Origin of the sequence: Pseudomonas sp. BJa3 (genome assembly GCF_026343815.1) — a bacterium.
GTDB lineage: Bacteria > Pseudomonadota > Gammaproteobacteria > Pseudomonadales > Pseudomonadaceae > Aquipseudomonas > Aquipseudomonas soli.
In genome coordinates, this window is the sequence record NZ_JAOXMC010000008.1 from 240,587 (window position 1) to 261,873 (window position 21,287).

Annotated in this window: 22 protein-coding genes and 1 tRNA gene; 21 read left to right on the plus strand and 2 right to left on the minus strand. The window is 62.2% G+C overall.

Translation table 11 applies throughout. The features are described 5' to 3' along the window. Positions 1–33: 33 nt before the first annotated feature. The 21 genes from aspS (at position 34) to OH705_RS12605 (ending at position 17,936) form a co-directional block, all read left to right on the plus strand. The gene (aspS, locus tag OH705_RS12505; protein WP_038705585.1) at positions 34–1,809 is read left to right on the plus strand and encodes an aspartate--tRNA ligase; all 1,776 of its coding nucleotides are present in this window, start codon (positions 34–36) and stop codon (positions 1,807–1,809) included. Positions 1,810–1,919: 110 nt separating this feature from the next. Further along, positions 1,920–2,672 carry a YebC/PmpR family DNA-binding transcriptional regulator gene (locus tag OH705_RS12510; protein ID WP_023628700.1) on the plus strand — a complete coding sequence of 251 codons (753 nt, stop codon included), beginning with the start codon at positions 1,920–1,922 and terminating at the stop codon, positions 2,670–2,672. Positions 2,673–2,805: 133 nt separating this feature from the next. After that, positions 2,806–3,330 carry a crossover junction endodeoxyribonuclease RuvC gene (gene ruvC, locus OH705_RS12515; protein ID WP_023628699.1) on the plus strand — a complete coding sequence of 175 codons (525 nt, stop codon included), beginning with the start codon at positions 2,806–2,808 and terminating at the stop codon, positions 3,328–3,330. A 108-nt stretch (positions 3,331–3,438) separates the two neighbouring features. Further along, positions 3,439–4,056: a Holliday junction branch migration protein RuvA gene (gene ruvA, locus OH705_RS12520; protein WP_023628698.1), complete on the plus strand. Its 618-nt coding sequence runs from the start codon at positions 3,439–3,441 to the stop codon at positions 4,054–4,056. After that, positions 4,053–5,099: a Holliday junction branch migration DNA helicase RuvB gene (gene ruvB / locus OH705_RS12525; protein ID WP_023628697.1), complete on the plus strand. Its 1,047-nt coding sequence runs from the start codon at positions 4,053–4,055 to the stop codon at positions 5,097–5,099. Before ruvA ends, ruvB begins: the two co-directional genes overlap by 4 nt. Positions 5,100–5,224: 125 nt before the next feature. After that, the gene (gene ybgC / locus OH705_RS12530; RefSeq protein ID WP_023628696.1) at positions 5,225–5,677 is read left to right on the plus strand and encodes a tol-pal system-associated acyl-CoA thioesterase; all 453 of its coding nucleotides are present in this window, start codon (positions 5,225–5,227) and stop codon (positions 5,675–5,677) included. Between the two features lie 2 nt (positions 5,678–5,679). Further along, positions 5,680–6,375, plus strand: coding sequence for a protein TolQ (tolQ, locus tag OH705_RS12535; RefSeq protein ID WP_023628695.1), 696 nt, complete (start codon positions 5,680–5,682; stop codon positions 6,373–6,375). 14 nt (positions 6,376–6,389) lie between these two features. Continuing rightward, positions 6,390–6,842, plus strand: a complete 453-nt coding sequence (tolR, locus tag OH705_RS12540) for a protein TolR (protein WP_023628694.1) — start codon at positions 6,390–6,392, stop codon at positions 6,840–6,842. Next, positions 6,842–7,918, plus strand: coding sequence for a cell envelope integrity protein TolA (tolA, locus tag OH705_RS12545; protein ID WP_094010089.1), 1,077 nt, complete (start codon positions 6,842–6,844; stop codon positions 7,916–7,918). Before tolR ends, tolA begins: the two co-directional genes overlap by 1 nt. Positions 7,919–7,965: 47 nt before the next feature. Next, complete coding sequence (gene tolB, locus OH705_RS12550; protein ID WP_201754910.1) at positions 7,966–9,216, plus strand: Tol-Pal system beta propeller repeat protein TolB; 1,251 nt, start codon at positions 7,966–7,968, stop codon at positions 9,214–9,216. 54 nt (positions 9,217–9,270) lie between these two features. Then, a complete protein-coding gene (pal, locus tag OH705_RS12555) occupies positions 9,271–9,768 on the plus strand; it encodes a peptidoglycan-associated lipoprotein Pal (protein ID WP_008090230.1) in 498 nt (165 codons plus the stop codon). Between the two features lie 6 nt (positions 9,769–9,774). Beyond that, on the plus strand, positions 9,775–10,584 hold the full coding sequence (gene ybgF, locus OH705_RS12560; RefSeq protein ID WP_023628691.1) for a tol-pal system protein YbgF: 810 nt from the start codon (positions 9,775–9,777) through the stop codon (positions 10,582–10,584). A gap of 160 nt (positions 10,585–10,744) precedes the next feature. Beyond that, positions 10,745–11,392 (plus strand): 7-carboxy-7-deazaguanine synthase QueE, encoded by a 648-nt coding sequence (gene queE, locus OH705_RS12565; RefSeq protein WP_110604930.1) that lies wholly within the window; start codon positions 10,745–10,747, stop codon positions 11,390–11,392. A 10-nt stretch (positions 11,393–11,402) separates the two neighbouring features. Continuing rightward, entirely contained in the window at positions 11,403–12,077 is a 675-nt protein-coding gene (queC, locus tag OH705_RS12570) for a 7-cyano-7-deazaguanine synthase QueC (protein ID WP_267302305.1), read from the plus strand. 62 nt (positions 12,078–12,139) lie between these two features. Then, positions 12,140–12,215, plus strand: a tRNA-Lys gene (locus tag OH705_RS12575). A gap of 302 nt (positions 12,216–12,517) precedes the next feature. Then, complete coding sequence (locus OH705_RS12580) at positions 12,518–13,369, plus strand: STAS domain-containing protein (protein ID WP_110604919.1); 852 nt, start codon at positions 12,518–12,520, stop codon at positions 13,367–13,369. A 4-nt stretch (positions 13,370–13,373) separates the two neighbouring features. Beyond that, the gene (locus tag OH705_RS12585) at positions 13,374–13,736 is read left to right on the plus strand and encodes an STAS domain-containing protein (RefSeq protein WP_023628760.1); all 363 of its coding nucleotides are present in this window, start codon (positions 13,374–13,376) and stop codon (positions 13,734–13,736) included. Beyond that, positions 13,733–14,137: an anti-sigma regulatory factor gene (locus tag OH705_RS12590; RefSeq protein WP_023628759.1), complete on the plus strand. Its 405-nt coding sequence runs from the start codon at positions 13,733–13,735 to the stop codon at positions 14,135–14,137. Before OH705_RS12585 ends, OH705_RS12590 begins: the two co-directional genes overlap by 4 nt. Continuing rightward, positions 14,134–15,144: an ATP-binding protein gene (locus OH705_RS12595; protein ID WP_267302306.1), complete on the plus strand. Its 1,011-nt coding sequence runs from the start codon at positions 14,134–14,136 to the stop codon at positions 15,142–15,144. Before OH705_RS12590 ends, OH705_RS12595 begins: the two co-directional genes overlap by 4 nt. After that, complete coding sequence (locus OH705_RS12600) at positions 15,137–16,000, plus strand: sensor histidine kinase (protein WP_023628757.1); 864 nt, start codon at positions 15,137–15,139, stop codon at positions 15,998–16,000. Before OH705_RS12595 ends, OH705_RS12600 begins: the two co-directional genes overlap by 8 nt. Continuing rightward, positions 15,990–17,936 carry a response regulator gene (locus OH705_RS12605; RefSeq protein WP_267302307.1) on the plus strand — a complete coding sequence of 649 codons (1,947 nt, stop codon included), beginning with the start codon at positions 15,990–15,992 and terminating at the stop codon, positions 17,934–17,936. The genes OH705_RS12600 and OH705_RS12605 overlap by 11 nt, the downstream gene beginning before the upstream one ends. A gap of 47 nt (positions 17,937–17,983) precedes the next feature. On the opposite strand, the gene OH705_RS12610 is transcribed toward OH705_RS12605, so the two are convergent. Both OH705_RS12610 and OH705_RS12615 read right to left on the minus strand, forming a co-directional pair. Further along, the gene (locus tag OH705_RS12610; protein ID WP_023628755.1) at positions 17,984–19,270 is read right to left on the minus strand and encodes an NAD(P)/FAD-dependent oxidoreductase; all 1,287 of its coding nucleotides are present in this window, start codon (positions 19,268–19,270) and stop codon (positions 17,984–17,986) included. A gap of 53 nt (positions 19,271–19,323) precedes the next feature. Further along, the gene (locus OH705_RS12615; protein ID WP_267302308.1) at positions 19,324–20,877 is read right to left on the minus strand and encodes an amino acid permease; all 1,554 of its coding nucleotides are present in this window, start codon (positions 20,875–20,877) and stop codon (positions 19,324–19,326) included. Positions 20,878–21,287: the final 410 nt, after the last annotated feature.

The following is a 21,287-nucleotide window of genomic DNA, read 5'->3' on the forward strand; positions in this document are numbered from 1 at the left end:
AACATACGAATCACGAGAAGCGAAACCACGACCATGATGCGCAGCCATTATTGCGGCCAACTGAACGAGTCCCTGGACGGCCAGGAAGTCACCCTCTGCGGCTGGGTCCATCGTCGCCGCGACCACGGCGGGGTGATTTTCCTCGATATCCGTGACCGCGAAGGCATGGCCCAGGTCGTGTTCGACCCGGATCGCGCCGAAACCTTCGCCGCCGCCGACCGTGTGCGCAGCGAATACGTCGTGCAGATCACAGGCAAGGTACGCAAGCGCCCGGATGGCGCGGTGAACGCCAACATGGCCTCCGGCGCCATCGAGATCCTCGGTTACCAGCTGACCGTGCTCAACGAGGCGGAAACGCCGCCGTTCCCGCTGAACGAATACTCCGACGTGGGCGAAGAAACCCGCCTGCGCTACCGCTTCATCGACCTGCGTCGCCCGGAAATGGCCGACAAGCTGCGCCTGCGTTCGCGCATCACCAGCAGCATCCGTCGCTTCCTCGACGAGAACGGCTTCCTCGACGTCGAGACGCCGATCCTCACCCGCGCCACGCCGGAAGGCGCCCGTGACTACCTGGTGCCAAGCCGTACCCACGCCGGCAGCTTCTTTGCACTGCCGCAGTCGCCACAGCTGTTCAAGCAGCTGCTGATGGTCGCCGGCTTCGACCGCTACTACCAGATCGCCAAGTGCTTCCGCGACGAAGACCTGCGTGCCGACCGCCAGCCGGAATTCACCCAGATCGACATCGAGACCAGCTTCCTCGACGAGTCCGAGATCATGGGCCTCACCGAGAGCATGATCCGCAAGCTCTTCAAGGAAGTCCTGGACCTGGAGTTCGGTGACTTCCCGCACATGACCTACGAAGAGGCCATGCGCCGCTACGGCTCCGACAAGCCGGACCTGCGTATCCCGCTGGAACTGATCGATGTTGCCGACCAGCTCAAGGATGTCGACTTCAAGGTCTTCGCCGGCCCTGCCAACGATCCGAAGTGCCGCGTCACCGCGCTGCGCCTGCCGGGCGGCGCCAGCATGCCGCGCAGCAAGATCGACGAGTACACCAAGTTCGTCGGCATCTACGGTGCCAAGGGCCTGGCCTACATCAAGGTCAACGAGCGCGCCAAGGGTGTCGAGGGTCTGCAGTCGCCGATCGTCAAGAACATCCCCGAGGCCAACCTCAACACCATCCTCGACCGCGTTGGCGCCGTCGATGGCGACATCGTGTTCTTCGGCGCCGACAAGGCCAAGATCGTCAGCGAAGCCCTGGGCGCGCTGCGTATCCGCCTGGGTCATGACTTCGAGCTGCTGACCTGCCAGTGGGCACCGATGTGGGTCGTCGACTTCCCGATGTTCGAAGAGAACGAAGACGGCAGCTTCACCGCGCTGCACCACCCGTTCACCGCGCCGAAGTGCACCCCCGAGGAGCTGGAGGCCAATCCGGCCACCGCGCTGTCGCGTGCCTACGACATGGTGCTCAACGGCACCGAGTTGGGCGGCGGTTCGATCCGTATCCACCGCAAGGAAATGCAACAGGCGGTGTTCCGCCTGCTGGGTATCGAGGCGGCGGAACAGGAAGAGAAGTTCGGCTTCCTCCTCGACGCCCTGAAGTTCGGCGCACCGCCTCACGGTGGCCTGGCCTTCGGCCTGGACCGCCTGGTCATGCTGATGACCGGCGCGCAGTCGATCCGTGAAGTGATCGCCTTCCCGAAAACCCAGAGCGCCGCGTGCGTCATGACCCAGGCCCCGGGCCTGGTCGACGCCAAGGCCCTGCGTGAGCTGCACATCCGTCTGCGCGAGCAGACCAAGGTCGAGTGATCGATCGGGGTGCCCCGGTAACGGGGTGCCCCCGCGCTTGAGGCGCAGGATTCTTCACGTTCCGCCCTTCGGGGCGGAACCTGTTTCTGTTTCAAGGATTTGGAGTCGTTATGGCCGGTCATTCCAAGTGGGCGAACATCAAGCACCGCAAAGAACGCCAGGATGCCAAGAGAGGCAAGATCTTCACCAAGTGGATCCGCGAACTGACCGTCGCTGCCAAGCAAGGTGGTGGTGATCCAGCGTCCAACCCGCGCCTGCGCCTGGCGCTGGACAAGGCCCTGGGTGCCAACATGAGCCGCGACATCATCGATCGCGCCGTGGCCCGCGGTGCCGGCACCAACGAAAGCGACAACGTCGAAGAGCTCAGCTACGAGGGTTACGGCCCGGGCGGCGTGGCGATCATGGTCGAAGCCATGACCGACAACCGCAACCGTACTGCCGCGGCCGTGCGGCATGCCTTCACCAAGTGCGGCGGCAACCTCGGTACCGACGGTTCGGTGGCCTACCTGTTCGAGCGCAAGGGGCAGATCAGCTTCGCTGCCGAGTTGAACGTGGACGAGGATGCGCTGATGGAAGCCGCGATGGAGGCCGATGCCGACGATGTGGTGGTCAACGACGACGGCTCCTTTGACGTGTTCACCTCGTTCAACAGCTTCTATGCCGTGCGCAACGCCCTGGAAGAGGCCGGCTTCAAGGCGTCCGACGCCGAGATCGTGATGCAGCCGACCACCAGCGCCGAGCTGGACCAGGACGGTGCGGAGAAGGTGCTCAAGCTGATCGACATGCTCGAGGACCTGGATGACGTGCAGAACGTCTACTCCAACGCACAGATCTCCGATGAGATCATGGAAACGCTGGGCTGATCGTTTCGGCTATCGGCTGTAGCGCGGGGCAAGCCCGCTCCCACAAGGCCTGCGCCAGATTGCGGTGTAGTCTTTGTGGGGGCGGGCTTTTCCCGCGATAAGGCCGGCAAATTCGCACACCTTTGTAGGCGCTATGACTCTCATTCTTGGTATCGATCCCGGCTCGCGCATCACCGGTTTTGGCGTGGTCCGCCAGACTGCCCGTGGCTGCGAGTACGTGGCGTCGGGCTGTATACGCACTGGCGGCGGTGAGCTGCACGAGCGTCTGCAGATCGTCTTTCGCGGTGTCAGCGAGATAATCCGCCAACATGAGCCGGTGACCATGGGCATCGAGCGGGTGTTCATGGCGCGCAACGCCGATTCGGCGCTCAAGCTTGGCCAGGCCCGGGGGGCGGCCATCGTCGCCGCCGCCGAGGCGGGCCTTGAGATCGCCGAATACACCGCCAGCCAGGTCAAGCAGGCCGTGGCCGGCACCGGCGGCGCCAACAAGGAGCAGGTGATGATGATGGTCATGCACCTGCTCAAGCTGACCCAGAAACCGCAGATCGACGCCTCCGACGCCCTGGCCATCGCCTTGTGCCATGCCCATACCCGCTCCAGCCTCATCCCCCACGGATTGGCGACAGCCCGGCGCCGTGGCGGACGCTTGCGTCTGTAACCACTTCATGCGGTGATACACATTTTGTCCGGGTGAGGCACTCTCCCGGCGCATTTGCTGATAGGGTGGACCGGTTTTCGACCGGCGCCCGAGAGGAAGGATCGGAACGTGATTGGACGTTTGCGTGGCACCCTGGCGGAAAAACAGCCGCCGCACCTGATTATCGACGTCAACGGCCTGGGCTATGAGCTCGAAGTGCCGATGACCACGCTGTACCGCCTGCCCAAGCTCGGCGAAACCGTCACCCTGCACACCCATCTGGTGGTGCGAGAGGACGCCCATCTGCTGTATGGCTTCTTCGAAAAACGCGAGCGCGAGCTGTTCCGCGAGCTGATCCGCCTGAATGGCGTTGGCCCGAAACTGGCGCTGGCGCTGATGTCGGGGCTCGAGGCCGACGAGCTGGTGCGTTGCGTCCAGGCCCAGGATGCCTCGGCTCTGGTGCGAGTGCCCGGTGTGGGCAAGAAAACTGCCGAGCGCCTGTTGGTCGAGCTCAAGGACCGCTTCAAGGCCTGGGAAACCTCGCCGGCCATGTTCGCCCTGGTGTCCGACGGCCCGGTGCCGGTGGCCAGTGTTTCCAACGCCGAGGCCGATGCGGTCAGCGCCCTGGTGTCACTCGGTTACAAGCCGCAGGAAGCCAGCAAGGCGATTGCCGCCATCGAGGGCAAGGCCAGCCTCAGCAGTGAGGAACTGATCCGTCGCAGCCTCAAAGGGATGATTACCAAGTGATCGAGACCGACCGCCTGATCGCCGCCTCCGGACGCGACCGCGAAGAGGTCCAGGATCGTGCGATCCGCCCGCTGAGCCTGGACGAGTACATCGGCCAGCCGGTGGTGCGCGAGCAGATGTCGCTGTTCATCCAGGCCGCGCGCGGGCGCAGCGAATCACTTGATCACACTCTGATCTTCGGTCCTCCGGGTCTGGGCAAGACCACGTTGGCCAACATTATCGCCCACGAGATGGGCGTGTCGGTCAAGAGCACCTCCGGCCCGATTCTCGAGCGGCCCGGTGACCTGGCAGCGATGCTGACCAATCTCGAGCCGCATGACGTGCTGTTCATCGACGAGATCCATCGCTTGTCGCCGGTGGTCGAGGAGGTGCTCTATCCGGCGATGGAAGACTTCCAGCTGGATATCATGATCGGCGAGGGCCCGGCTGCGCGCTCCATCAAGCTCGACCTACCTCCGTTTACCTTGGTCGGCGCCACCACGCGTGCCGGGATGCTGACCAACCCGCTGCGTGACCGCTTCGGTATCGTCCAGCGCCTGGAGTTCTACAGCGACAGGGACCTGGCGACCATCGTCAGCCGTTCGGCCGGCATCCTCGGCTTGCCCATGGACGACAAAGGCGCATTCGAGATCGCCCGCCGGGCGCGTGGCACCCCGCGGATCGCCAATCGCCTGCTACGGCGGGTGCGCGACTTTGCCGAAGTGCGTGGCAAGGGTGAGATCACCAAGGCGGTCGCGGACATGGCGTTGAACCTGCTGGATGTCGACGAGCGTGGCTTCGATCACTCTGACCGGCGTCTCCTGCTTACCATGATCGAGAAGTTCGACGGTGGTCCGGTGGGGCTCGACAATATTGCCGCGGCGATCGGCGAGGAGCGCCACACCATCGAAGACGTGCTCGAACCTTACCTTATTCAGCAAGGCTATATCATGCGCACCCCTCGTGGGCGCGTGGTCACCCGGCATGCCTACCTGCACTTCGGCCTCAACATTCCCGGGCGTTTCTGCGAGGGTGGCGAATATGCCGCGCAAGACGACGAATGACAGATCGAATCGGCATTTTTGCGGTCCTACCGCTGGCATGCCCAGGGCTCGCTGGCAATACGACATTATCGATGCAAAAACAGTTGCCGCAGCGGATTGGCAAGCACAGGAGTAAGCACTAGAGTATGCGCGCGCAAAATGGGCTGGAACCGTTCGCACACCGCTGTCGCGTCTATTACGAGGATACCGACGCCGGTGGCGTGGTGTATTACGTCAACTACCTCAAATTCATGGAGCGCGCACGCACCGAGCGGCTGCGTCACCTGGGGTTCTCCCAGGCCCAGCTGGCGCAGGACAACTTGCTGTTCGTGGTCCATTCCAGCGAGGCGCGCTATCACGCGCCGGCCCGCCTGGACGACGAGCTGCGGGTAACCGCGCAAGTACTTGAATTGAATCGTGCCAGCCTGCGCTTCGTGCAGCAGGTGTGGCGAGCAAAGGATGAAGTGCTGCTCTGCGAGGGGCAGTTCCTGGTGGCCGCCGTGCGCGCCGACACTTTCAAACCCCGGGCCATTCCCCCAGAACTGCGCGACGCCTTCCTGGCGGACGGCACGGGTACTCAATCGAACGCAGGAGAATAAGCGTGGAAGCAAACGTCGTCGACCATACCTCCATGTGGAGCCTGGTCGCCAATGCCAGTGTCGTGGTTCAGCTGGTAATGCTGACCCTCGTGGCAGCCTCGGTGACCTCTTGGATCATGATCTTCCAGCGCAGCACCATGCTGCGCGCCGGTCGTCGTGCACTGGACGCTTTCGAAGAGCGCTTCTGGTCGGGCATCGACCTGTCCAAGCTGTACCGCCAGGCGGGCAGCAACCCTGACCCGGACTCGGGTGTCGAGCAGGTCTTCCGTGCCGGCTTCAAGGAATTCTCGCGCCTGCGCCAGCAACCAGGTGTCGACCCGGACGCGGTCATGGAAGGGGTAGGGCGTGCCATGCGCGTGGCCATCTCCCGCGAGGAAGAAAAGCTCGAGCAGAGCCTGCCGTTCCTGGCCACTGTCGGTTCCACCAGCCCGTACATCGGTCTGTTCGGTACCGTATGGGGCATCATGAACTCCTTCCGTGGCCTGGCCAGCGCCCAGCAAGCCACCCTGGCCACCGTGGCCCCGGGCATTGCCGAGGCGCTGATCGCCACTGCGATCGGCCTGTTCGCCGCGATCCCGGCTGTTATCGCCTACAACCGTTTTGCCGCGCGCAGTGAAGTGCTGATCGGGCGCTACTACACGTTCGCCGACGAGTTCCAGGCGATCCTGCACCGCAAAGTACACACCAGCGAAGAGTGATCAGGTAGAAACCCATGGCCCGAGTTCGCCACAAACGCAAGCCGGTCGCCGAGATGAACGTGGTGCCCTACATCGACGTGATGCTGGTGCTACTGGTTATCTTCATGGTGACCGCCCCGATGCTCAACCAGGGCGTGAAGGTGGACCTGCCCAAGGTTTCCAGCGAAGCCCTGCCGCAGGACAACAACGTCCAGGTCCTGACCATCTCGATCAAGGCCGACAAGACCTACTATTGGAACCTCGGCAGCGAAGTCGACACCGACAAGCAGATGGACAAGGCCATGACCTTGCCGGAAATGACCAGCGCGGTGACCAAGATCATCGCCGCCGGTCGTGACCAGGGCAAGCAGACCCAGGTCTTCATCCGTGGCGACAAGGCTGTCGACTACGGTGCGGTGATGGGCGCCATGGGCGGGTTGCAGAAGGCCGGTGTCGGTAACGTTGGCCTGATTACCGAGGCGCCCTGATGCAACAGCGAGAGCCATCCGCCTCGGAAAGCTACTTCTGGCCCAGTGTCTGGGCCATTGCGCTGCACGTGCTGGTGTTCGGCATGCTGTTCGTCAGCTTTGCCATGACGCCCGAGCTGCCGCCCTCCAAGCCTATCGTCCAGGCCACGCTGTACCAGCTCAAGTCCAAGAGTCAGGCGACCACCCAGACCAATCAGAAGATTGCCGGGGAGGCGAAGAAAACCGCCTCGCGCCAGACCGAGGTCGAACAGCTGGAGCAGAAGAAGGTCGAGCAGGAGGCCGTGAAGGCCGCGGAACAAAAGAAAGCCGACGCCGCTCAAAAGGCCGAGGAGGCTCGCGAAGCCGCCGAGGCGAAGAAAGCCGAAGACGCCGCGAAGGCCGCCGAGCAGAAGAAAGCCGCCGAGGCCAAGAAAGCCGAGGAAGCGAAAAAGGCCGCCGAGAAACAGCAGGCCGACATCGCCAAGAAGAAGGCTGAGGACGAAGCCAAGAAGAAGGCCGAGGAAGAAGCCAAGAAACAGGCCGCGGAAGAGGCGAAGAAGAAAGCCGCCGAAGACGCGAAGAAAAAAGCAGCCGAGGACGCCAAGAAGAAAGCGGCGGCCGAGGACGCGAAGAAGAAGGCAGCTGAAGAGGCCAAGAAAAAGGCCGCTGCAGACGCCCAGAAGAAAAAGGCACAGGAAGCGGCCCGCAAGGCGGCGGAAGACAAGAAGGCCCAGGCACTCGCCGAGCTGTTGTCCGACACCACCGAACGGCAGCAGGCGCTGGCCGACGAGCAGGGTGACCAGGTGGCCGGCGACTTCGACGACTTGATTCGCATGCGCGCGGCCGAAGGTTGGGCGCGTCCGCCATCCGCGCGCAAGGGCATGACGGTAGTTCTGCAGATCAACATGCTGCCGGACGGCACCATCACCAACGTGAGTGTGGCCAAGTCCAGTGGTGACGGTCCGTTCGATAGCTCGGCCGTGGCCGCAGTTAAGAACATTGGTCGGTTGACCGAGATGCAGGGCTTGAAGCCGAGCGATTTCAATCCGTATCGTTCATTCAAGATGACATTTACACCTGAGGATCTAGCGTTGTGATTAAACGTCTGAGAGGACTCCTGGTCTTGCTCTGCTGTGTGGCAGGCATGGCGATGGCAGAGGAAAAGAACATCCTGGTCACAAGCGGTAGCGACCGGGCAACGCCAATTGCGGTAGTGCCGTTCGGTGTCCAGGGCGGCAGCGTGCTGCCGGAAGACATGGCCGATATCATCGGCAACGACCTGCGCAACTCCGGCTACTACGCGCCGATCCCGCGGCAGAACATGATCAGCCAGCCAAGCCAGGCCAGCGAAGTGATCTTCCGTGATTGGAAAGCGCTGGGCGCCCAGTACGTCATGGTCGGCAGCATCGTGCCGGCTGGTGGTCGCCTGCAGGTGCAGTACGCCCTGTTCAATGTCGCCACCGAGCAGCAGGTGCTGACCGGCAGCGTGGCCGGTGGCGTCGACCAGCTACGCGACATGTCGCACTACATCGCCGACCAGTCGTTCGAGAAGCTCACCGGCATCAAGGGTGCGTTCTCCACCCGCATGCTGTACGTGACCGCCGAGCGCTTCTCGACCAATAACACCCGCTACACCCTGCAGCGTTCGGACTACGACGGTGCCCGTGCAGTAACCCTGCTGCAGTCGCGTGAACCGATCCTGTCGCCACGTTTCGCGCCGGATGGCAAGCGTATCGCCTATGTCTCGTTCGAGCAGAAGCGCCCGCGCATCTTCATCCAGCACATCGACACCGGTCGCCGCGAGCAGATCACCAACTTCGAAGGCCTGAACGGCGCTCCCGCCTGGTCGCCTGACGGCACCCGCCTGGCGTTCGTGCTGTCGAAAGACGGCAACCCGGACATCTATGTGATGAACGTGGCTTCGCGCCAGATCAGCCGTGTCACCGCCGGCCCAGGTATCAATACCGAGCCGTTCTGGGGCAAGGATGGCAACACCCTGTACTTCACCTCCGACCGTGGCGGCAAGCCGCAGATCTACAAACAGTCGGTCGGTGGTGGTGGTGCCGAGCGCGTGACATTCGTGGGTAACTACAACGCCAACCCGAAACTTTCGGCGGACGAAAAGACCCTGGTGATGATCCATCGCCAGCAGGGTTTCACCAACTTCAAGGTGGCCGCGCAGGACCTGCAACGTGGAAGTGTAAAGATTCTCTCCGAGACCAGTCTTGATGAGTCTCCCACTGTTGCGCCAAACGGCACCATGCTAATCTACGCCACCCGCCAGCAGGGCCGGGGAGTCTTGATGCTCGTGTCGCTTAACGGCCGCGTGAGGCTCCCGCTTCCTACCGCTCAAGGCGAAGTCAGAGAACCGTCCTGGTCCCCTTACCTGAACTGATTGCGGCGTAACACGTTTTGCTTAACACACTGGGGTTTCATTAGGAGTTTCACGATGGAAATGCTGAAGTTTGGTAAATTCGCTGCGCTGGCTCTGGCCATGGCTGTAGCTGTAGGTTGCTCCTCGAAAGGCGGCGACAACGCTGGTGAAGGCGCTGTTGATCCGAACGCTGGCTACGGTGCCAACACTGGCGCTGTCGACGGTTCCCTGAGCGAAGAAGCCGCCCTGCGCGCAATCACCACCTTCTACTTCGAATACGACAGCTCGGACCTGAAGCCAGAAGCCATGCGCGCTCTGGACGTTCACGCCAAGGACCTGAAGTCCAACGGCAACCGCGTTGTCCTGGAAGGCAACACCGACGAGCGCGGCACCCGCGAGTACAACATGGCTCTGGGTGAGCGTCGTGCCAAGGCCGTTCAGCGCTACCTGGTTCTGCAGGGCGTTTCCCCTGCTCAACTGGAACTGGTTTCCTACGGCGAAGAGCGTCCAGTTGCCACCGGCAACGACGAGCAGTCCTGGGCTCAGAACCGTCGCGTAGAACTGCGTAAGTAAGTTCCTATGCGTATGTGCCGTCGTGCTGTAACCGTCCTCGCACTCAGCCTGCCCCTTTCGGCGTGGGCTGCGGTTCCCGTAGTAGATGACAACGCGGGTGGTTATCCACCCGCGGGTTATGGCACGAGCGGCGCCTATGCCGGAGCAGGGGCTTCGGCCCCTGCTTCTGCTAATGGCCAGCTGTTCATGCAGCTGCAGCAGATGCAGGACCAGATTTCCCGCCAGCAGGGCATCATCGAAGAGCTGCAGAACGATGTGTCGCGCATGAAGCAGGAAAACCTCGAGCGCTACCAGGATCTCGACCGCCGCATCAGTAGCGGTGCCGCGCCTGCCGCGACTCCAGACAATTCTTCCACCGGTGGCGCGAACAGCGCAGCCACGGGTGCGGCCGCCGGCGCCAATGCCGCGCAGCCACCGGCCGCGAGCAGCGAGCCGGGCGATCCGGCGAAAGAGAAGCTGTATTACGACGCCGCTTTCGACCTGATCAAGCAGAAGGACTTCGACAAGGCCAGCCAGGCCTTCAACGCCTTCCTGCGCAAATACCCCAACAGTCAGTACGCCGGCAATGCCCAGTACTGGCTTGGCGAGGTCAACCTGGCCAAGGGCGACCTGCAAGGCGCCAGCCAGGCGTTCGCCGAGGTCGGCCAGAAGTACCCGAAACACAGCAAGGTGCCGGATTCGCTGTACAAGCTGGCCGACGTCGAGCGCCGCATGGGCCACACCGACAAGGTCAAGGGTATCCTGCAGCAGGTCATCACCCAGTACCCCGGCACTTCCGCCGCGCAACTGGCGCAACGCGACCTGCAAAAGCTTTGAACGATCCGTTGAAGAAGAAACCCGCGCTTGTCGCGGGTTTTTTCGTTAGAATCACGGCCCTTTTTTCGTAAACACGCTGCCGCGGATAACGCTTTGTCGAGTCCGCGACAGTGCCTGACGGAGGCGGACAGCCTGTTCAGCTGTCACGCCCGTGGCGATCATGCAAGACACATTACGCATCACCGAAGTGTTTTACTCGTTGCAGGGTGAAACGCGAACGGCCGGGCTGCCCACGGTTTTCGTGCGCCTGACCGGTTGCCCCCTGCGCTGCCAGTACTGTGACAGTGCCTATGCATTCAGTGGCGGCACTATCCGCACCCTCGAGTCCATCCTAGAGCAGGTGGCCGGCTTCAAACCGCGCTATGTTTGCGTGACCGGCGGCGAGCCATTGGCACAGCCCAACGCGCTGCCTCTGCTGCAACAGCTGTGCGACGCCGGTTATGAAGTGTCGCTGGAGACCAGTGGCGCCCTCGATATAAGTGGTGTCGACACAAGGGTCAGCCGTGTGGTCGATCTCAAGACTCCAGGCTCCGAGGAGTCTCACCGCAATCGCTACGAGAATATCGAGCTGCTGACCGGCAACGATCAGGTCAAGTTCGTCATCTGTTCTCGCGAGGACTACGATTGGGCGGTTTCCAAGCTGATCCAGTACAACCTGGCCGAGCGCGCCGGTGAAGTGCTGTTTTCGCCCAGCCATCATCAGGTGAGCGCCACCGACCTGGCCGACTGGATCGTCGCCGACAACCTGCCCGTGCGCTTCCAGCTGCAGCTGCACAAGCTGCTGTGGAACGACGAACCTGGACGCTGAGGAGAAAGACATGACTGACAAACGCGCGGTAATCCTGCTGTCCGGTGGCCTGGATTCGGCCACTGTGGTAGCCATGGCCAAGGCCGACGGCTACCAGTGCTACACCATGAGCTTCGACTACGGCCAGCGCCATCGCGCCGAGCTCAACGCCGCGGCACGGGTTGCCCGTGACCTGGGCGTGGTCGAGCACAAGGTGATCGGCCTGAACCTCGATGGCATCGGTGGCTCGGCCCTGACCGACAGCAGCATCGATGTGCCTGAGGCGCCGAGCGACGGGATCCCGGTCACCTACGTGCCGGCTCGCAACACCGTGTTCCTGTCTCTGGCGCTGGGCTGGGCGGAAGTGCTTGAAGCTCGTGACATCTTCATCGGCGTCAACGCCGTGGACTATTCCGGCTACCCGGACTGCCGCCCGGAGTTCGTCGAGGCCTTCGAGCGCATGGCCAACCTGGCTACCAAGGCCGGGGTGGAAGGGCAGGGCTTCCGTATTCGGGCGCCACTGCAGAACCTGAGCAAGGCGCAGATCGTCCAGGCGGGTATCGCCCGTGGCGTGGACTACAGTCTGACCGTTTCTTGCTACCAGGCCGATGATGACGGGCGTGCTTGCGGCAAGTGCGACAGCTGCCGCTTGCGCGCTGATGGATTCAAGGCCGCCGGTGTAGAGGACCCCACTCGGTATTTTTGAAAAAAATTTGCGATTGGGTGTTGAATTCTTCTGAGAAATCAGTAATATACGCGCCATCCAACGGGTCGTTAGCTCAGTTGGTAGAGCAGTTGGCTTTTAACCAATTGGTCGTAGGTTCGAATCCTACACGACCCACCATATTCTCAGCCATTTCCGGTCTGGAATGGTTGATACGAAAAACCCGCCCTATTGGCGGGTTTTTTCGTTTCTGGGCCAAAATACACAAAGACTTGGTGCTTTTTGAGCTCACACGCTCTATCGCACGTTGTCGCTGATCCAGCCACTCTCATTATTCCCTTCACCAATGCCCGCTTCTCCGGCGCGGTGGCTTTTTGCATTTATCTTTTCATTCTCTACAACTATTTGCAGCGCTAAATGTCATTCTTGGCAGGTCGGCTGTTCATGGGGATGCCGGCCTAACCGCATAGGAGCGAACGCACATGGCATCACTGCACGGCAGCACATTGGAAGCAATCAAGCACAATCATGCGCAACTGTTGGTGCAATGGGTAGCGGCGCTTGAGGCCAGTGGCGCTACCCGTAATATCAAGGAGCAAACCCTGTCGCAGGAAACCCGCGATTTCCTGCAACTGCTGATCGATGTCTTGCAGGCAGACAGTGGCAATGACATTGTCAGCAGCGACTGGGACGAAGCCCGCCGGTTCCTGGAAAGGCTCTCGGCCAGCCGTGCCCAACTGGGGCACGACTCGCACCAGGCGGCGTATTTCATCTTCGCCCTCAAGCGGCCCCTGTTCAGCCTGCTGCAAACGCATTTCAGCGACGACCCGGCGCGCTTGGCCGAGCAACTGTGGTTGATCTCCGAATTGCTCGACACTTTAGGGATGCACACCATCCGCACCTTCCAAAAGACCCGCGAAGCGGTTATCAAGCGCCAGCAGGAAGAGTTGCTGGAGCTGTCCACTCCGGTGGTCAAGCTGTGGGATGGCGTGCTGGCCCTGCCGCTGATCGGCACGCTCGATTCGCAACGAAGCCAGACCGTGATGGAGTCGTTGCTGCAACGTATCGTCGACACCGGTTCGGAAATCGCCATCATCGACATCACTGGTGTGCCGACTGTCGATACCCTGGTCGCCCAGCATCTGCTCAAGACCGTCACCGCCATCCGTCTGATGGGCGCCGACTGCATCATCAGCGGCGTGCGCCCGCAGATCGCGCAGACCATCGTGCATCTGGGGCTGGACCTGGGCACCCTGACCACCAAGGCCAACCTCGCCGATGCCCTGAAGCTCGCGCTCAAGCGCTTGGGCGTGAACCTGGGCGAGCAGGTATAAGCCCATGGAGCGTATCCCGATTTTGCGGATGGGCGAGTTCCTGCTCGTTACCATTCAGGTCGACATGCATGACAAGCTGGCCATGCGCTTGCAGGACGACCTTACCGACCGCATCAGCGCCACTTCCGCCCGAGGGGTGTTGCTCGACATCTCGGCGCTGGACATGGTCGATTCGTTCATTGGCCGGATGATCGCTGACATCGCCAGCCTGTCGCGGCTGATGGATGCCCGAGTGATGGTGGTGGGCATGCAGCCGGCCGTGGCCATTACCTTGGTGGAGCTGGGCTTGACCCTACCTGGGGTGAGCACGGCGTTGGATGTGGAGCGTGGCATGCAGCGGCTCAGCCAGCATGTGAGGCGGCCATGAGCGGCGAGCACAGTGGCAGCCTGCCGGTACGCATCGAGCAGGATGTGGTACTGGCCCGGCAGTTGGCACGCAAACTGGCCAGCGACTGCGGCATGCGCCTGGTGGATCTGACCAAGCTGGTTACCGCCGTCAGCGAGCTGGCACGCAACACCGTGGTCTATGGCGGCGGGGGCGATATGGATTGGCAGGTGCTCGAGGAAGCGGGCCGCACCGGTGTGCGCTTGTTATTTCGCGACGAAGGGCCAGGCATCGCCGACCTGAAGCTGGCCCTGACCGATGGCTGGACCTCCGGCAATGGCCTTGGCCTGGGCTTGACCGGTGCGCGCCGTCTGGTGGACGAGTTCGAGCTCGACACCGTGCCAGGCGAGGGCACGCGAGTGACGATCACGCGATGGATATGAACATTCCCGCCAGCAGGACGCTGGTCCTGCCCCTGGATGAGGCCAGCCAGGTCGGGCACGCCCGGCGCACCGCAAAGCACCTGGCAGAGCAACAAGGCTTCGACAGCGAGGAGGCTGGCCGAGTGGCATTGCTGGCTACCGAGCTGGCCAGCAATGTGCTCAAGCACGCCGGACAGGGCGCCTTGCACCTGCGCACCGTGCCTGGTGCCAGTGGCCTGGGCATCGAGTTGGTGGCAGTGGACCGGGCCCAGGGGTTCGATGCTCAGACATGCCTGGCCGATGGTTATTCCACCGGCGGCACCCAGGGTATTGGCCTGGGAGCGGTGACACGCCTGGCCGAGGTGTTCGATATGCACACCGACGCTCGCGGCTCGGTGATCATGGCTCGCGTGTACCGACGCGATGCCAAGAACCGCGATCTGCGCATCGGTGTAAGCCATCATGCGTTACATGACGATCCGGCTTGCGGCGACACCTGGCACGTCAAGCTCACCCATGGGCGCCTCAGCGCCTTGCTGGTCGACGGCCTGGGGCATGGCCAGCAAGCCGAGGAGGCGGCCCAGAGCGCTGCAGCGGCATTCGCCGAGCACGCCTTTATGGATCCACTTCTGCTGATCGAGCGGCTGCACCTGGCGATGAGCAGTACCCGCGGCGGCGCGGTGGCCATCGCCCAACACGATCTGCGCAGCGGCCATATGGCCTTCACCGGCATCGGTAACATCGGCGCCAGCCTGGTGGCGCCGACGCGGATGCGCGGTATGCCTTCGCTACCAGGGATCGTAGGCGGGCAATATCGCAAGGCCCAGGTCTTCGACTACGCTGACGTGACGGGCAACCTGCTGATCCTCTACAGCGACGGCCTGCAGTCGCGCTGGAACCTGCAAGAGTACCCCGGGTTGGTGCATCGCCATCCGGCGGTGATTGCTACCGTGCTGCACCGCGATTTTTGCCGGGGGCGGGACGACGTGACGGTGCTGGTCATCGACCTGGAGCCAGACCATGGCTGAGCTTCCCATGCAAGACGCCGAGCAGGTTGCGCGCCTGCAGGCTGAAAATGAGGCCCTGCGCGCCGAGCTTGAAGAAACCAATCAAGGAGTGCTGGCCCTGTATGCCGAGCTCGACATCCAGGCCGAGCACTTGCGCCAGGCGTCAGACCTGAAAAGTCGCTTCCTGTCGTACATGAGCCACGAGTTCCGCACCCCGCTGGGCTCGATACTGAGCATCACCAGCCTGCTGGCCGACGAGCTCGACGGGCCGCTGTCGGAAGAGCAGCACCGCCAAGTGGCCTTTGTCAGCAATGCGACCCGCGAGTTGTCGGACATGGTCGATGACCTGCTCGACCTCGCCAAGATCGAAGCCGGGCGCATCACCATCTCGCCGGCCTGGTTCGACATGTTCGACCTGTTCGCGGCGCTGCGCGGGATGTTTCGGCCGATCGTCGACGCCACGGCGGTCGACCTGATTTTCGAAGAGCCGGTGGGGCTGCCGCGTCTCTACACCGACGACAAGAAACTCGCGCAGATCTTGCGCAACTTCATCTCCAATGCCTTGAAGTTCACCACCCGCGGTGAAGTGCGGGTATCGGCGCAACTCGTCGATGCTCAACACATCCGCTTCGCCGTCAGCGACACCGGCATCGGCATCGCCTCGGACCTGTTGGGTACGCTATTCGAGGATTTCGCCCAGGTCGATTCACCGTTGCAAAAACGCCTGCGTGGCACCGGGCTGGGGCTGTCGTTATGCAAGCGTTTCGTCGCGCTGCTAGGCGGGGAGGTGGGCGTGCACAGCGAGCCGGGTGTCGGTTCGACGTTCTTCGTGATCATTCCACTGGCTTTGGCCCAGGATAACGTTGATGAAACCTGACCTGCGCTTGCTGATCGTCGACGACAACGTCGCCACCCGTTACGCCCTGCGTCGTCGTCTCGGTGCGCACGGTTACGAAGTACTTGAGGCGGGCACCGGCGGGGAGGGGCTGGCGCTGATTCGCGACGAGCAAGTGGATGCACTGATCCTCGACGTCAACCTGCCGGACATGAGCGGTTTCGACATTGTCCGGCTGCTGCGTGAGGACAGCCGCACGGCGCTGTTGCCGGTGATCCACGTGTCGGCGGCATCGATCCAGAGCGGCGATATCATTACCGGCTTGAATGCCGGTGCTGATGCCTATCTGGTCCACCCGGTAGACCCGGATGTGCTGCTGGCCACCCTGCGCACCCTGTTGAGGGTGCGCGATACCGAGCGGGCCTTGCGCCAGAGCGAGGCGCGCTTCCAGGAAATCTTCCGGGGTGTGTCCGCCCCCATTGCCGTACTCGACGGCAACCTGAAGGTGCACGAATGCAATCATGCCTTCGCCCACCTGGTGCAGGACAACCGCGATCCGCAACGCCTGCACGAGTGCTTCGCCGATGGCCAGCTGAACGCGCTTGAGGAGTTGCGCCAGCACCTGGTACGGGGGGCGCGCTGGAAAGGCACGCTGGGCATGCGTCTGCATGGTCAACCGCGCGACACTGAGTGGCAACTTTCCCCGTACCAGGCGCCTGGCCTATGCCTGGTGTTCGTCGAGGACATTACCGAACACCGTCACCGCGAGCGCTCTCACCTGGCACGTCTGGACGATGCCAACAGCCAATTGGCCAAGGAAGTAGCCGAGCGCGTGCGCACCGAGGCGCAACTGCTGCAGTTGCAGAAAATGGACGCCCTGGGCAGCCTCACCGGGGGCATCGCCCACGATTTCAACAACCTGCTTACCGGCATCATCACCAGCCTTGAGCTGATCCGCAAGCGGGTGGCGGAAAACCGTGTGGATAAGGTGCCGAAGTACGCCGAGGTGGCGCTGAGCTCGGCCAACAGCGCCGCTGTGCTCACCCAGCGGCTGCTGGCCTTTGCCCGTCAGCAACCGCTCGATACCCGTCCAGTTGACGTCAACCAGCACGTGCGCTCGCTTGAGGAACTGGTGACCCGCACGATCGGTGAACGAGTCACCCTGACCCTGGAGCTGTCCACCCTGCCGGCCATCGCCCTGGTCGACCCGGTGCAATTGGAAAGCGCGGTGCTCAACCTGGTCATCAACGCCCGCGATGCCCTGCCCAAAGGCGGGCACATCTGGGTCAATACCTCGGCGGTCTGGTGCCAAGGCGACGCCAACCTCGCCGATGGCGCCTACGTTGCCGTGACCGTGCGCGACAACGGCAGCGGTATCGAGGCCGGCTTGATCGACAAGGTCTTCGATCCGTTCTTCACCACCAAGCCCCTCGGCCAGGGCACTGGTCTGGGCTTGTCGACCATCTACGGTTTCGCTCGCCAGTCGGGTGGGCATGTGGAGCTGCGCAGCGTGGTTGGCGAGGGTACCGAGGTGACGCTGTTGCTGCCGGCCAGCGATGAGGCGGCGGTCAGCGTGGACCGCGAGGTAGGGAATGACCAGCAGGGCAATGGCGAGCACGTGCTGATCGTGGAGGACACGGCCTCGGTCCGACTGTCGGTGGCCGAGGCGCTGGACGAGGCAGGGTACCGCTGCACACTGGCGTCGACCACCGATGAGGCGTTGCAGCATCTGCAGCAGCTGCAGAGCATCGACCTGTTGCTGACTGATGTTGGATTACCCACCATGAGTGGGCGAGAGCTGGCTGATATCGCACGGTTGCATCGACCGGGGCTGCCGGTGCTGTTCATGACCGGGTATGCCGATGCGGCGCTGGACCGCCAAGCGTTCCTGGGGGCTGGGATGGACATGCTGGTCAAGCCATTCAAAATGTCGGAGTTGCTCGACAAGGTCAAGGGCGCGGTGGTGCGTTTGGGCTGATGGCGTACGGTCTTCTTCTCGGCATTTCCAGCAATGGCGTGCCGACGTCAGCGGTTAAGGCGCCGTGCATCGAAGGCGTCTCGTGCTTGATAAGCGGTGTAGGTGGCCTGCGCCGCCAGCAGGCCGGCCACGCCAAAGGTCCGGTCTAGGCCGAACTGGCTGAAACCACTCGGGATCGGCTGGCGGTGAGCGATGGCCTGCGCCAGGACTTCGCCGGCAACGGTGGTCGGTGCCATGCCATGGCCGCCGAATCCGACCGCATGCCATATGCCGTTACCATCCTGGCCAATCTGCGCCATCTGGTGGCGTCCGTAGCTCATCAAGCCGCCCCAGGCGTATTCCAGTTCCACGTCTTCGAGTTGCGGGTAGACGCTGACCAAGTCAGCCTTGAGCAACCTGGCGATGGCCTGGGGCCCGCGGTCGAGGATGGAGATGCGTCCACCCCAGAGGATCCGGGTGTCTTTCAACGGGCGGTAGTAGTCGAAGGCGAAGCGTGTGTCGTAAATGGCCGACTGGCAGTTGATGGCATCCGGCAGGTGCGCGCCCAGTGGTGGGGTGGTCACTATATAGGTGGCGATCGGTAGCACGGCGCGCTCGATCGGGGGGTAGACGCCTCGGGCGTAGCCCCCTGCGCTGAACACGACCTCCTCGGCATGAACCTCGCCCTGGCGGGTGCGCACGATGTAACCGCCAGCCTTCTTTTCGATGCCGGTCACCGGCGACTGCTCGTAGATTGTCACCCCGGCTAGGGTGGCAGCCTCGGCGATGCCGCAGACGTATTTGAGCGGGTGGAAGTGGAATGCGTTGCGCTCCAGCAACCCGCCGTAATAGCGTCCGGTCCTGAGCTGTTCCTTCAGTTCGCCTGGGGTGATGTATTGCCAGTCGACGCCATAGACCTCCTTCATCAACTGGCGCGGCTTGTCCAGGCGCGATGGGTCGTTGAACCAGTTGGCGAGGATCACGCCCTGGTCGACCAGATCGCAATCGATGGCGTAGCGATGGGTGCGCTCGCGAATGAGGTCGACGGCCTCGAGGGTCAGTCGATACAGCTTGCGGGCCTCGTCGGCGCCCAGTGCCGACAGCAAGTCCGCGCTGCCGAGACTGTAGCCGCCGAAGACGAAGCCGCCATTACGCCCCGAGGCACCGTGGCCGATACGTTGTGATTCAAGAATCGTCACGTCGCTCACTCCGCGCTCGGCAAGCCCTATCGCGGTCGAAAGCCCGGCCAGACCGCCGCCCAGGATGCACACACGGGCATCGGTGCGTCCCGTTTGGGCAGGGTAGAGGGTTCTGCTGGCGCTGGCTTCGTAGTAGGAGTCGAGGGTGCTGTTCATAAGGGTTCCATGACGCAGGTGGGCGGACCGAGGCGGGTCCGCCGATGGAGTTTTCAGGCGGGCTGCTGGCTGGCCGCGACCGCCTCGACGCAGGGCTCTGCGTTGCTGTGTTGGGCCTTGCGTGTCTCGATATAGGAGAAATCCATTTCCCTGTAGCGCACCACCCTGGAGCCGCTAAGCAGCTTGCGTCCGAGCCACACCACCACGAACAGCACCAGCCCGACATAGGTGGCGAAGGCGCCGATCCAGTCGATCTGGCCGCCGATGAAGGCCTGGTAGTTCTGCCCGAGCATCACCACCATGCACAGGCCGAAGGCGAACAGGGGGCCGAATGGGAAGTACTTCGAGACATACGGCAGTTTCGCCAGGTCGTTGCCATGGAACAGGTATCCGCGACGGAAGCGGTAGTGGCTGATGGCGATGCCAAGCCAGGCAATGAAGCCGAGCATGCCGGAAGTGTTCAGCAGCCACAGGTACAGCTTGCCGGGGCTGAACAGGAAGCTCAGCAAGCACAGGCCGGCGACCGCTGCAGTTGCCAGCAGCGCCCACACCGGGGTGCCGCTGCGCGTCACCCGGGCGAATATCGCCGGCGCCTTGCGCTCCAGGGCGAGGCTGTAGAGCATGCGCGAGGAGGCGTACATGCCCGAGTTGCCGGCGGACAACACTGAGGTCAGGATTACCGCGTTCATCACTGCGGCGGCGGCGAGCATGTCAGCCTTTGAGAAAATCAGGGTAAATGGGCTGATGGTGATGTCCGAAAGGCCGTCCTTGAGCAGGCGGGGGTCGGTGTAGGGGATCAACAGGCCGATCACGATGATGGTGAACACATAGAACAGCAGGATGCGCCAGAAGATCTGGCGAACTGCCTTGGGAATGTTGCGCCCAGGGTTTTCCGTTTCGCCTGCGGCGATGCCGACGAACTCGGTACCCTGGAATGAGAAGCCGACGATCATCGCCACGCCGATCAGGGCAGGCAGGCCGCCGGCGATCGGCGCATCGCCGAGCTGCCAGAGGTGGGTGCCGCCCTCCTGCCCACCGTCAAGGATGCCCAGCAGCATCAGGATGCCCACGCCAATGAACAGGATGATGGTGACGACCTTGATCAGCGCGAACCAGAATTCGGCTTCGCCGAAGAAGCGCACCGAGGCGACGTTGAGGGCGAACAGCAGGACCAGGAAGGCTGCGCTCCAGATTACGCCCGGGGTGTCCGGGAACCAGTAGACCATGATGATCTGCACGGCCACCAGGTCCACGGCGATGGTCACTGCCCATGAATACCAGTAGTTCCAGCCCAGGGCGAAGCCGAAGCTTTCGTCCACGTAGTGTGAGGCGTAGGTAGAGAACGAACCGCTGACCGGCATGCATGCGGCCAGCTCGCCGAGGCTGGTCATCAGGAAATACACCATCAGGCCGATCACCGCGAAGGCCAGCAGCGCGCCACCGGGGCCGGACTGGGCAATAGTGGCGCCAGAGGATACGAACAGGCCGGTCCCGATAGAGCCGCCAATGGCGATCATGTTCAGGTGACGGCTGGTGAGGGTGCGTTTCAGGTGTCCGGAAGGTGGGGCTGCTGCAGTCAAACTTCCGTTGTTGTTCGAATGGGTCATGGGCAACCTATTGGATCTGCATGCGAGTGAGTTGTTGTTTTTGTTGTGAACTGACCACTTCAAGTTTGCAGTTGTCGGGCGGATAGGCCCTCGATCTGCCTACAGCTTCTCCAGAGCTGCGGCGCGGAACGATTACTTTGATTGAAATCAGTATTGGCGTTGAAAGGTGTTCGCAACAAACGACAATTAGTTGCTACATCATTACTTTTTGGAATGCATGGTTTCGTCATATTTTCCTGAGTAAAACCGTTTAGTTGCACGCATCCAACTGAATTGCCCATGTTTACTGAGGGCAATAGACGTCATTTTGCTTTGTTATATTGTCGTTTTGTCATCGGTATGAAATGTACGAAACAATATGCCGGAAATTTATTCATCATTTAGCGGCAAAAAAACCGATACCTGGAGGC